This is a genomic window from Paenibacillus tritici (assembly GCF_018207515.1).
Taxonomy (GTDB): Bacteria; Bacillota; Bacilli; order Paenibacillales; family Paenibacillaceae; genus Paenibacillus_AQ; species Paenibacillus_AQ tritici.
This window is the reverse complement of record NZ_CP073365.1, coordinates 3,705,565-3,718,617: the sequence shown is the minus strand read 5'-3', so window position 1 is coordinate 3,718,617 and position 13,053 is coordinate 3,705,565. Positions and strand designations below refer to the sequence as shown.

Here is a 13,053-nt window from a genome sequence, read left to right as displayed (position 1 = left end):
CCACTCCTTCTCTTCACTTAAATTAATCGCTTATTCCTTATTCATATTCCAGATCTGCACACGTTTGATTTGGCCGCAGCTGGTGTATACGGCCAGCATAACAACGGCCAGGATCAGCAGCGGATACCAGAGATAGACCTGAAGCGGGAGTATATTCATCTCCAGGCTCGTCAGGCCGAAGATCCGGAAGATGAGACCAAGCAGACGGCCGCCGAGGGTATTGGCAGCGATTACACCCAGAACCAGCGAGACAGCCATGATGATCAGAATACGCAATACCTGCCACAGCCGGATAGCGGCATTCGTGAAGCCGATGCTTTTCATGACCGCGATGCCGTACACTTCCTTCGCAATCATCAGTCTGACGAACAGGCTGGTGATGAAGAACGTAATCATGCAGATGATTGCCGTAAGCAGCGCATTGATGCTTTGGAGCTGGCCCATGAAGCCGCCGGTGATCTCGCTCAGCATTTCGAGCGATGTTTTGATGCCTTGTTCCGGGAACTGCTGCTGAATGGCCTTCATCATGGCGGCCTTCTCTGGCTCTGGAGCCTGGAGATCGCCGGAGAACAGGTAAGTCGATACCATCTTCAGGTCATAGTCCCGGGCAATCCAGACCGCATACCCCTCGTTGGAGATACTTTGGAACAACCCGCTAATCATGAAGGTGCCGGGTACCCCGTCAATTTCAAACGTGATGTTGTCACCCACCTGCTTCCCGTACTTCTCGGACATGATGGTCGTAATGGCGATTTCATTCCTCAGAATCGGGGCCGTTCCCTCCAGAATCTCAACCGATCCGTTCTGATCATTCTTCTGGCCGTTAATCCGCCGGTTCTCCTGCCCGTTATCGGAGATATATTTGGTCAACACCGCATAATTCGCGGCAAGCGTGACCTCGAAGCCCTGATCCTTCAGGCGTTGAGCGAGGATCGCTTTTTCCTGCCGGATCTGTTCCACGGTCTTCTCTGCAATCACTGACTTGGTATAAAAGTCCGCACCGACCGTACCGAAATATTCCAGGAACTTAGGAGTAACGATCGTATTGGTCAGATTGACCGGAATCAGGATAATCGCCGTGCTTAAGATCAGCGTCAAAATAAGAGAAGTGTAACTCTTCAACCGGTTCATCACATCGCTCAGAGCGAGGAAGAACGGGGGCGGCAGGAAGCGGCTGCGATGGAGATGAATGCTCCGGGAAGCCTTGAAGCGTTCCCCGGTCTGGCCTTGCCGAATCGCATCAATAGCCGATGCCTTGTTAATCTTGCGCATGCAGAGCAAACAGAACAGCAGAATACATGCGATCATGACCACCGTGCTAACCGCCGAGATCATGATACTGGTGCTGCCTCCGGGCAGAATCATATACTGTGAAGTCCGCCGGGACATCAGCGTTGTAAGCGGAAGACTGATGCCGAGCCCGAGAATGCCGCCAAGGCAGGCCAGACCTGTGTATTTTGTCAAATAGAGCTGCTTAATCGCCCGGGATCTGAACCCGATTGCTTTCATAACGCCAATCTCCTTGTATTCATCCTGCAGAGTGGAGACAATCGTGAACCGCAGGGTAAGAAATGCAATGAAGATCAGGAAGACGCTGATCGCGAACATCATCGCAGAGATAATCCGGTCGGTCATATAAGTCATCGTCACCAGAGCCTTATCGACTTCAAAGTTAACTGGCAGATCACTGTTCGCAAAGGAAACGGATATCTCAGTTGAATCTACACCCGGCACCGCCATGAAGCTCCACAAATTCATCAGTGTATCTTCGGGCAGCTGCTTCTCTATTTCTCTGAAATCCTCTGTAGACAGCAGGATACGCTTCAGGCCCAGCAGATCAGCCCCCATGAACGCATCCTTGAAGTAACCGTTCACCGTGAACGTTCTCTTGACCCCGCCGAACTGGATCATTAGCTGCTCTCCCGGATGGATACCGCTGCTCAGCATCAGACTGGCCGGAAGGCCGAGCTCCCCTGGCTGAAGCTTGTAAGGCTCATTGTTTTCCCCGAAGACCCGGTTCACCTGTTCTGGAATAGTAGCCAAGACGAAGCTTATATTTCCGGAAAAGCTCTTGCGGCCTTCAGGCATCGTAATCTGCTCCAATGACAGACTAATTTGCCGCTCTGTATAAGCAGTCTCCACCTTCTTCTCCTGCTTCACCCAGTCCTGCACTGCCGTATTATAGCGGGGCGTATTGGCCAGCGTAACATTGAGGTCCGCCACCTTGCTGGTTTCAATGAAGCTGTCCAGAGCACTGGAGGTGGAATACATCAGGCTGGAGCTGCTTGCGGCGAGTGTCGAGGCCAGGATAATGAGTATGAGCAGAACGGTATTCATCACTTTTTTACGCCGCAAATCCTTTTTTAGAATAGTCAGGAACACGTTTGTTTTCTCCCTTCGTCAAGCTCTGTCCTGATTATAAGGGGGCAATTATTAAATAATCCTTAAGTGGGCCTACTCACAATCCGCACAAAAAAAGAGCTAAGGAATACACACTCCCATAGCTCTTGGCTTGTCTTGATCAGAACTGCTGTCTGGCAAAATCATAGAACGCCTGCGCCGCTTCCCATGACGGGAATCCGGCCTGAGCCAGCTTGTCGCTGCCCCCGCCTTTGCCGTGGTATTCGTTCAAATGTGCCTTGAAGAAGGCTCCGCAAGAGAGCGCAGCAGCACCATGATGAGCCAGAACCACCTTATTCTCCACGGCTGTCAGCAGCAGCACCGGAAGCTCAGTCAGGGCCGTCAGATTCGCCGCGAGACTCTGCAAATCCTTAAGCGGCCTGGTATCAGAGATATGGGTGATCACCTGGCAGCCAGCTTCCATAGAAGACAGCAGCTCGCGGGCCAGATAACTGTCGTTCAGCTCCTTCATGGCAGCCAGCTCTATCTGAAGCTGCTTCTGCTCTTGCTCCCACTTCTCTATCCGGTCTACGATTTCGTCCTTGCCGGTATTGAATTTAACAGACAGCTTACTCAGGATTTGGAGACTATTATTGAATTCATTCAGCGCGCGGCTGCCGCATTGGAAGGTAATCCGGATATTGCCCTTCTGCTTCTCGGACCGCAGCAGCTTAACCATTCCTATAGCACCGGTCGAAGAGACATGGGTTCCTCCACAGGCATTGTGCTCCACACCCTCAATCTCAACAATCCGGATATCCTCCGTTACCTTGGGCAGCTTCACCAGCGGCAGTCTGGCCATTTCTTCTGCCGTCACGAAGTAGCTGGTAACCGGGCGATTCAGATAGATCTGGCGGTTCACCTCCTGCTCGGCCTCTGCCATCTGTGCCGCTGACAATTCCGGCATGGCGAGATCAATCGTGGCATAGTCGCTGCCCAGATGGAAGCTGAGTGTCATTGCCTGATACCGCTCACGGAATACCGCCGACAGCAGATGCTGGCCGCTGTGCTGCTGCATATGATCGAATCTCCGGCTCCAGTCGAGCTTGCATCGTACCTCCATCTGTACGGGAAGCTCCGCTACCTTGTGCAGCACCTCCTGATCCTCCAGCACCACATCCAGTACAGCTATCCCGCCGATAGTTCCCGTATCGCAGGGCTGTCCGCCGCCGTGGGGATAGAAGGCTGTCTCCGCAAGCGTTACATATATTCCGTCTTCCCGCTGAAGGGTGGATGTTATTGTTGTGCTCCATTCGTTCACATAAGCCGAGTCATAATATAGCTTCGTAGTCATGTTAACCTCCTCCATTATCTGTGCTTAATGCATCGTATCCCATATTTGCTTGCCGATCAGTATGACAGTGACGGTTATAAATAGCGGACGAATGTATGCCGCTCCTTTGCGGATGGCGATTCGGGAACCGACTACGGCTCCGATGACCATCGGAACGCCCAAGATCAGCCCATGGGTGTAGCTGACCGAGCCGAGGGCAATGAATGTAAGCAAGCTGGTGATGTTGCTGGCGAAATTCAGCACTTTGGCATTGCCGGCAGCCGTCACAAATTCGAAGCCCATCATCAGAAAAGCAAAGATCAGAAAGGAGCCGGTTCCCGGACCGAAGAATCCGTCATAGAAGCCTATGACAAAAGCCGCAAGGCTTCCGAGCAGGCGTGTTCGGCCATTGCTGCCGGAGAAGGTGGAGACGTCGCCCCAGGCTTTTTTGAATAAAGTATAGATCGTAATCACCACCAGCATCACAATCACCAGCGGCTTCAGAAACTCAGAAGGCACCTGACGGACGGTAAGCGTACCGGCCACTGCTCCGATTATAGATAACGGGATTAGCGTTCTGACCAGCTTGAAGTTGATTTTGCCGGAACGCACGAAGGAGGCTGTGCTGGTCAGTGAACACATTGATCCGGCTAGCTTGCTGCTGCCGAGCAGCAGCGGAAGCGGAATTCCGACCGAGAGCAGCGCGGGAATCGCAATCAGTCCGCCCCCGCCCACTACAGAATCAATTAATCCGGCCAAAAATCCGCAAATCACCAATATAAGAACCATGCTAATTGTCCAGTCTTCCATGCTGTGCACTTCCCCCTGCTATGCCGAAGAAAAGCGGACAAGCCTGGGAATCGGCTTGCCCGCTTATTCAAGATATAGCTGTTCTATTCTTCCGAATCCACGTTGTGGTAGACCTGCTGCACATCGTCCAATTCCTCAAGCGCATCAATCAGCTTCTCGAACTGGGCCTGCGCATCTTCAGGAATAGCTACATAATTCTGCGGAAGCAGGGTCAGCTCAGCTACAGTGAATTCTGTAATACCGGCGCCGCGGAAGGCTTCCTGCACAGCGTGGAATTGGTCCGGTTCGGCATACACGATCACTGCTTCATCTTCTTCCAGCACATCGCGGACATCCAGATCGGCTTCAATCAGAAGCTCCATGACATCATCCGCAGATTTACCTTCTACACCGATGACCGCTGTTGGATCGAACATATACGTAACCGAACCGCTGACGCCCATATTGCCGCCGTTCTTGCTGAAGGTGGAACGGACCAGCGGAGCCGTACGGTTCACGTTATTGGTCAGCGCATCGACCACAATCATTGAGCCGCTCGGACCGAAGCCTTCATAGCGCAGCTCCACGTAGTTCTCATCGCCGCTGCCTTTAGCTTTTTCCAGGGCGCGGTCAATAATCGCCTTCGGCACATTGTAGGTTTTGGCGCGTTCCAGTACAACCTTCAGTGCCCGGTTGGATTCCGGATCGGGTTCGCCCTTCTTAGCGGCAACATAGATTTCTACTCCGAACTTAGCGTAGACCTTACTAGTATTAGCATCCTTGGATGCTTTCTTTTCCTTAATATTATTCCATTTACGACCCATATCGTTACCGCTCGCTTTCCAACATTTGATGTAAAACAGTCCTGTACATTATACCTCTGTTCGATTGATCCCGTAAAGAGCCCCGATCTTCCGCCGAGTACTAGCCTCTCTAAAATGACATCAGGATGCCATAAAATTCTTCACTCCTTACGAAGCCCCGTAGCCTGAAAAAACTCCCGCCTTCAAGATTGTTGTCTTGTGGACGAGAGCTTGAATAAGCTTCGGGGTAACGCCTTCCGCCGGAAGCAAATGGAATAATGTATCTTAATCCGCCAATTTCTCAGGAATGCGCCCAAGCAAATGGAAAAAGTACAACTAATCATGTTAGTTTCAGGTGCTTTGGGTGAAATGAGCAAATTTAAGTGTTGTTTATCCAACTGCTGTCCTAACAGGGGCCATTCATTCATCAGCAAGTGGAGGAAATCCAACTAATTCCGGTTATCGCCATACTTCTACACCCAAACCTCATTCGCCGTCTCAATCACCAGCCGCAGCTTGTCCCACTGCTCTTCTTCCGTCAGGATATTGCCCTCCTCGGAGGAGGCGAAACCGCATTGTGTGCTTAGACACAGCTTGTTGATATCGACATACTGTGCCGCTTCTTCGATACGCGCTTTGAGCTGCTCTTTGCTCTCCAGGCCGCCATGCTTCGTAGTCACCAGTCCCAGCACGACGAACTGGTCACGGATGAAGCGCAGCGGCTCGAAGTCCCCGGAACGTTCGTTGTCATACTCCAGGAAAAAAGCATCCACCTTAGCATTAGCGAACAGCTCCTCGGCAACCGGTCCATAGCCTCCGGCGGCGAACCACGTGGAGCGCAGGTTCCCCCGGCATACGTGCAGAGCAATCGTCATGTCCGCAGGACGGCCGGCAATGCTCTCATTAATCAGCCGGACGTAATCCTTCGCAAGCTGGTCCGGGTCAACGCCCCTGCTGCGCAGATGCGCCCGGTGTCTGCCGCTGCACAGCGTACCCCAGGTGGTATCATCCAGCTGCAGATAACGGCAGCCCGCATCATAGAAGGCCTGAATCGCGGTCCGGTAGACCTGGATGATATCCGCGTACAGTGTTTCGGCATCAGAGTAAATCTCGTTCCCGTTGTATTCCTGTACGAAATGGAACAACGCCGGGGAAGGAATCGTCATCTTGGCCATCGTCTCCCCGGCCATCTCCTGCAGGGTGCGGAACTCTGCTACCATGGGATGGTCGCCGAAAGCGATTTTACTGGTAATCCTGAAGCTCTCGGCCCGGTTCAACTGTTCTTTGGAGGCGCCGGGAGGTCCGAGCGTGATCTTTCCGGTGCCCTGAATCCCGAGGAAGAAATCGAGATGCCACCAGGAGCGGCGGAATTCGCCGTCTGTGACTGCCTTCAGCCCAAGGGCCTTCTCCTGCTCCAGCAGCTTGTTAATCTCGACATTCTCTATCTCAAACAGCTGTCCGGCGGTAATGTCACCTTCCTCATGCAGGCTGCGCGCATTCTTGATCTCATCTGTACGCAGGAAGCTCCCGACAATGTCATAGCGGAAGGGCGGTGCGTTTCTTGTCGATCCGATAACTGGACTGCTCATACGTCCCTCCTGCTCTTATAGTAAGAAAGATTCAAGCTCGAAATAATTACCCGACACCAGATCATTCAGAATATCAATATATGTAGACATGATCTCGCTCGGTTTGCGGTCCTTGTGGGCAATCCAGCCGACAGAGAACACTTCCTTGCTGTCAAAAGGAATCGTGATCAGCCCTGCATCATCTACCTCAGAGGCCATAATCCCGGTCCCCACCGTATACGAATCGCTTCCAAGCAGCAGATGAGTCAGCGTGGCCCGGTCTGTGACCTTAATATTCTTCTCAATCTGCGTGAAGCTAAGCATCTCCTCCGAGAAATGCAGCGAATTGTTATCTCCCTGTTCAAAGGTAATATATGGATACGGAAGAATATCGTCCATCGTGATTCTCTCTTTTGCGGCCAATACATGTCCAGCCCTCACATATACATGAGGATTCGTATTGAACAGCGGCGTGAACTTCAGGTTCCCGTCACTGAACAGCTTATTCATGATCTTATAATTGCTCTCGTTAATATACAGAATGCCGATATCGCTGCGCAGGGTACGCACATCCTCAATAATCTCATAGGTCTGCGTTTCTCTCAGGCTGAAATTATATTCCTGCACCTTGCTCTCCTTCATCAGCTTCACAAAAGCATCCGTAACAAACGCATAATGCTGCGTAGATACCGAAAAGTAAATCGGGCTGCGCTTTTTGCCGGTATAGCGGTTCTCCATGAATTCTGTCTGCTCAATAATCTGCCGGGCGTAGCCCAGGAACTCCATGCCTTCCGCCGAGATGCTGATGCCCCGGTTATTGCGTTCAAAGATGGTGATGCCAAGCTCATTCTCCAGCTCCTTGATAGCATTTGAGAGGCTGGGCTGCGACACAAATAGCCGTTTGGCCGCTTCATTCATAGAGCCGCTGTTCGCAATCTCAATGGCGTAGCGGAGCTGCTGCAAAGTCAAACCTGTTCCCCCTCTGATCAAGGAATTTACTTGTTATCCTAGCATACCTGCCGCATTCGATCTACTATAGATTATGCGTGCGGGTTAACACCTGTTATTGGCTGCGCTTTTTGCCTGCATCAATCTTGGACGGGTCAAGCCCTTCCCAGATATTCTTGATATCCGCCTTCCCGGGGTCCTCGAACACCAGGAATGCTGTTGGCAAATAACGCTCCCCATACTGTGAAGAGGGCTTGTTGACAATCTCATTGTCCTTCACCAGCACCGTCGAAGATCCTCCGTCCAGATTGGCGGCAATGACCGCACCCTGCTTCAGCATAATCTGCTGGACATCATACAGGTTCGCCCCGATACTGTAGCCCGGCTGCCGCCCGTCGATTACTACGAAGATCAGCGCTCCGTCCGCCCGTTGGCCCATAGCTGTTCTTGGAGCGATACCCCAGCCTTCAGCAGCATTCTTGATCTGGCCTTTTCCGTTCACTATAATCCGCGGCTGAAAAGAAACCGCCTCCTGAACCCCCAGCTTGCTCATCTCATCCAGGGTGTAGTTTCCGGCGATCATTTTGCCTTCTTTGTCCAGGCCTACGATTTGCGTGGATTTCTTGCCGCCCAGGCCGTTATAGTACAGCTTCCCTTGGGAAACGACCAGGCCGATCGGCTTGAAGCCATTGCCCTTCCAGTTCGGGTCGGCGAAGCCTCCGCCGTTCACCCCGGCGATTGCGCCTGTCCGCGCCACCATACTGGACACCTTCTCCCCTGAACCGATCTTGCTCGGCACCCCCAACCTTACCTTCTTGGGATCGTTCACAATCATGACATATCCGGTATACCCGCTGCCCGTCACTTCTTCGATCTGGACAAGGGGTGTTTCTTGGACTACCTTTTCAGGCTCAGGCTTGATCTCATGGGTATCTACCTCGTCGCCCATCTCCTCGAAGCGTTTGGTATAATCGCTGACGCGGTGCTTCAGCTCGTCTTCGCCGATAATATATTTGGCCCAGTGCCGGTGTTGTGTCGTAATCAGCGTATCTGCGATCAGATAGCGCGTATTCTTGGCAGACGGTGCGAAATAGAGCCAGCCTCCGGCTGCAATCATTAGAATGAAGCAGATCATACAGACTCTGAACAGGTTACGGAAAAACCCTCTTTTCTTCCGCTTACGTGCCGGCTTCTTCTTGTTGCGTACAGTGGAACGTTGTGGTAATGATGAAGAGTTCACTTCTGAATATCCTCCCTAAACAAACTGATAATGGGTACATCTATCAACTCACAACTTCCATAATAGACGAATTCCCAAGTTTAAAAGTTTCAGTTTGTTTAACACTGCCCATAATTTGTAAGTTGAGGATTATTACGCTGAGCATAGCTCCGCTACTGGAATACACCTCAAGAATCATCCAGTTTCAGTATCGCTGGTCCAATAACGTACGGGTATTTGCATAAAGCCAACCTAACCAGGTATTTGCTCAATGAAGATATTCCAATTGATTAGTTGTTGATCAGACAAAATCGCCTGCCAGTGGATGAAGTAAGGACTTATGCGGTCCAGACAACATGTACTGGCTCCCCCCTTTACCCATCCACCTACATCTGGGGCATCGAATAGAGGGGCACTACTGCCCCACATTTGCTCCCTTTGGGATGCATTCGGCCCAGGTGCCTCGCGTCTGCTCATTGTGTTCGGTTTTCTGTGAAAATACGTCTGGCACTGCGATAAACGCACGGCCTACGTGGCGCTCCCAATCCAATTGTGTTCGGTTTTTCAATTACATTTGACCTGCGCGGTTCACCCAGTCCCATTGTGTTCGGTTTTCCGATTACATTTGGCTTATGCGGCGCTCCCGGTCCCATTGTGTGTAGTAATGGCAATTTACACTCTATTTTGATTTTGTTAAGTACAGCGTCAGCTCATCATCTACCCGAACTTGATCTCCAGGAACAACGGGCAAGTTATCATACATAATTCCCCGGCCATCCGGGATGTAGCCGCGTTTGGCGTATAGCCGTTGTGCAGTACCATAGCTGGCATACAGTCCAAATCCAATTCCGATCGTATCGAATCTAGCGAACACTTCTGCTTCAAGAGCTTCTATCAATACATTCCCAATGCCGCGTTTGCGTAAGGTAGAGATCACATCGAGATTCTGAATCTCTGGAATATGATTCTCTGCAAAATAAGGATAGTGGGAGGTATATACGATATGTCCCCAGCCCGCAAACTCATTATCATGGAAGGCTAAGAGCGTAAGCCTTTTATTCTCAACGTTCTCCCGCCAGCAATGCTCGATATACTCTATGGGTTTGCTGACATCATGCGGGGACAACCCGTCATATATCAATGCAATATCTTCAGGCTTCATTCGGCGGACCATTATAGTTAGACTCATGGGTATCATTCATTCCTTTCCAGGTACTGGGACTAAGCTCTAATTGTATTCCGTGCAATTAAAACGGTCTATTCTTACGCCACTATAGGTTTAATAGCATTTTCTACAACTAAAATCTCCCATATTCTATAAAAGAGTTCTCACGGCTAATTATAGTTGTACAGACTACATTTAACCTGACCAATCCGGGTTTTCGCCGTCTTTTAACTGTACGAAATACATGTATTTGCTATGCAGCCTTGCCTAAGCTCCGGCATTCTCATCGTCACCAGGCCATATTTCCGATGATTGCTCAAACCCTTGTTGAATTTGAAAAAAGCCGTGCATCTCTGCACGGCTTCCCTTTTCTATCCACTCTATGGATGATGTACAGCTATTAACAACCTTGGCTTAGCGGTTTCTGCCCACACCGCCACCGCTGCTTGCGCTGCCGCCCCCGCCAGAATTGTTATCATCGTCGTCATCATACGAGGAGTAGCGTCCAGCCCCGCCTCCGCTCGACGAACCGCCGCCACCACGATTGCTGTCATCATCATCGTCGTCACGGGAGGAATACCGCCCGGCTCCGCCTCCGCTTGACGAACCGCCCCCGCCCGAATTGCTTCCCCAGAAGCTGCCCGACGAGCTGCCGCTTGAGGAAGATTGGCTGTGATGGTGCGGCCGCCGATTCGTTCTTCTCTGGCCGTAACCATACCCCGGCTGGCCGGTCCAGGCGCCATAACGCCGGATATTGCGCGGGTTATGGGGATTAATTTGGATACCGTAACGGGCAATGTACCGGTTGCGCGCCGCCGCAGCCAGACTGATCAACGCTATGAGGATCAGGAAGATTCCCATAATCGTGATCCCCTTGGATTCCGAGACAGGCACCGGCTTGACGTATGCCTTCGTCGTCACTGGTGATTTACCGGCTGCGGAAGTGGCTGCTGCCGGTTTCGAACCGCCGGTGGCATTTCCCTGGATGGCATCTGCTCTGGCCAGGAAAAAGCTGTGGAAGGCATTCGCCACACCGGTAGCGCCACTGGCATAATCTTTTGCCGCAAACTTGGGCTCCAGCACTTCATCCAGAATCCCGCCGATCAGTTCATTGGTCAGCGTTCTATCGACGGACTTGCCTTGCAGCACATGATAGTTGTCTCCGCCGATATCCAGCACCAGCATGACATCCCGTGGGCCTGCCGCTACCCCCGCGAACTTCGCATACGTGTAATCCTTCAGGCTCCGTCCGCCCGTATCCTTGATCGTCACCACATAGATTCCGCTCCCGGTGGTAGCCGCATACCGGTTGCTCGACTGATTCAGGTAATCCTTAGTCACTTGCTTGAAGACTCCGGCATTGTCCGAGACATAGTTCTTAGTGCCAATCGTCTCCGAATAGCTTCCCCCGAGCTTCTGAATGAAGGAGCCATAGGTTTTATGTGCACCGGCGCTATACTTCTTGGCAGCGAAGTCCGGCTCCAGCGATGCCGAGAGAATCTTCGAGATAACACCACTGTTCAGCTCAGTCTCCAGTCCCTTGCCGGGAACCGCCCAGTAATCATCATCCTGAATCGAGAGCAGCAGCAGAAGTCCATTATTCTTATCCGCCGAGCCGACTCCCCATGAATTGAACAGCGAGGTCGCATAGTCTTCCATGGATACGCCGTTCGTGGACTTCACAGTAACCAGAACAACCTGTGCACCGGTCTTCTGATGAAGCTTCACCCCGTAGTTAACCATATAATTCTCGGTTTTCTCATCAATTACGCCTGCAAAGTCATTCACATAGAATGATTCTGAATGTTTCGGAACAGCGGCCTCCGCCCGCCCGGGTGCCAGCGGCAGTAGAAGCACAATCATCAGCATGGCGATCAGCGCTGCTTGTATACTTTTACGATTCATTCATTACCCCTCCGGCTTCTCTTATCTCTTCTATTACTATATCGGCTACGCACAGGATGGACTAATAGTTCCATCTCTCTTATGTGTATGTCCGAATCTAGTAAATATTCAAAAGAGGCTGCCGGTGGTTACTCGTTATTGAACCGGTCCGGATGAGAGCCGAAGCGCTGATCGCGGTTCAGGGCATTTATCCGGCTGATCTCATCCTCAGACAGCTCAAAATCAAAGATATCGGCATTCGCAATAATCCGCTCTTCCTTGACCGACTTCGGAATCGTCACGATTCCGTTCTGCAAATCCCAGCGCAGGATGACCTGCGGTAGCGTTTTGTTATGGTGGGCGGCAATGTCGGCAAGTACTTCATTGTCCAGCAGATGCCCCTGGGCGAGCGGTGCCCAAGCTTCAATCTGAATGCCCTGCGCCTTGCAATATTCGCGGAGCTCCAGCTGGTTAAGCAGCGGATGCAGCTCCACCTGGTTAACCATCGGCTTCACGGTGGCATCTGCCAGGAGATCCTCCAAATGATCAATCTGGAAGTTGGATACCCCGATGGCACGGACTTTGCCGTCTGCATACAGCTTCTCAAGGGCGCGCCAAGTGTCTTTATACTTTGCCCGAATCGGCCAGTGCACCAAATACAGGTCTACATAATCTAAGCCAAGCTTGCTTAAGCTCTGGTCAAATGCGGCCAGCGTAGAATCATAGCCCTGCTCTGTATTCCATACCTTGGTGGTGATAAACAGCTCCTCACGCGCTACTCCCGATTCACGGATAGCCTGCCCGACCCCTTCTTCATTTCCATACACGGATGCAGTATCGATACTCCGGTAACCGGCCTTGATGGCTGCTTTGACCGAATCCATAACCTCCTGGCCCTCTTGTACCTTGAAGACACCCAGCCCGAACCATGGCATTTCTACACCGTTAGCTAATTTCGTTGCCGATTTAAGATTCATCATGATCATACTACCACCTGTCTATTG

At 51.5% G+C, this 13,053-nt stretch carries 10 protein-coding genes; all 10 read right to left on the bottom strand.

Features of this window, described 5'->3' with window-relative positions; all coding sequences use genetic code 11:
- Nucleotides 1-30: 30 nt before the first annotated feature.
- Nucleotides 31-2,382, bottom strand: a complete 2,352-nt coding sequence (locus KDC22_RS15915; protein ID WP_211723756.1) for an ABC transporter permease — start codon at nucleotides 2,380-2,382, stop codon at nucleotides 31-33.
- A gap of 139 nt (nucleotides 2,383-2,521) precedes the next feature.
- Complete coding sequence (locus KDC22_RS15910) at nucleotides 2,522-3,694, bottom strand: alanyl-tRNA editing protein (protein ID WP_211723755.1); 1,173 nt, start codon at nucleotides 3,692-3,694, stop codon at nucleotides 2,522-2,524.
- A gap of 24 nt (nucleotides 3,695-3,718) precedes the next feature.
- Nucleotides 3,719-4,483 carry a TSUP family transporter gene (locus KDC22_RS15905; RefSeq protein WP_211723754.1) on the bottom strand — a complete coding sequence of 255 codons (765 nt, stop codon included), beginning with the start codon at nucleotides 4,481-4,483 and terminating at the stop codon, nucleotides 3,719-3,721.
- Between the two features lie 83 nt (nucleotides 4,484-4,566).
- Complete coding sequence (locus tag KDC22_RS15900) at nucleotides 4,567-5,286, bottom strand: YebC/PmpR family DNA-binding transcriptional regulator (RefSeq protein WP_211723753.1); 720 nt, start codon at nucleotides 5,284-5,286, stop codon at nucleotides 4,567-4,569.
- Nucleotides 5,287-5,738: 452 nt separating this feature from the next.
- Nucleotides 5,739-6,854, bottom strand: a complete 1,116-nt coding sequence (locus tag KDC22_RS15895; RefSeq protein ID WP_211723752.1) for a 5-methyltetrahydropteroyltriglutamate--homocysteine S-methyltransferase — start codon at nucleotides 6,852-6,854, stop codon at nucleotides 5,739-5,741.
- Between the two features lie 15 nt (nucleotides 6,855-6,869).
- Nucleotides 6,870-7,802, bottom strand: coding sequence for a LysR family transcriptional regulator (locus tag KDC22_RS15890; RefSeq protein WP_211723751.1), 933 nt, complete (start codon nucleotides 7,800-7,802; stop codon nucleotides 6,870-6,872).
- A 94-nt stretch (nucleotides 7,803-7,896) separates the two neighbouring features.
- Nucleotides 7,897-9,021 carry a phosphodiester glycosidase family protein gene (locus KDC22_RS15885; RefSeq protein WP_173127202.1) on the bottom strand — a complete coding sequence of 375 codons (1,125 nt, stop codon included), beginning with the start codon at nucleotides 9,019-9,021 and terminating at the stop codon, nucleotides 7,897-7,899.
- A 658-nt stretch (nucleotides 9,022-9,679) separates the two neighbouring features.
- The gene (locus KDC22_RS15880; RefSeq protein ID WP_246553609.1) at nucleotides 9,680-10,162 is read right to left on the bottom strand and encodes a GNAT family N-acetyltransferase; all 483 of its coding nucleotides are present in this window, start codon (nucleotides 10,160-10,162) and stop codon (nucleotides 9,680-9,682) included.
- Nucleotides 10,163-10,579: 417 nt separating this feature from the next.
- Nucleotides 10,580-12,070: a TPM domain-containing protein gene (locus KDC22_RS15875; protein ID WP_211723750.1), complete on the bottom strand. Its 1,491-nt coding sequence runs from the start codon at nucleotides 12,068-12,070 to the stop codon at nucleotides 10,580-10,582.
- A gap of 128 nt (nucleotides 12,071-12,198) precedes the next feature.
- Nucleotides 12,199-13,029 carry an aldo/keto reductase gene (locus KDC22_RS15870; protein ID WP_425517043.1) on the bottom strand — a complete coding sequence of 277 codons (831 nt, stop codon included), beginning with the start codon at nucleotides 13,027-13,029 and terminating at the stop codon, nucleotides 12,199-12,201.
- Between the last annotated feature and the right edge of the window lie 24 nt (nucleotides 13,030-13,053).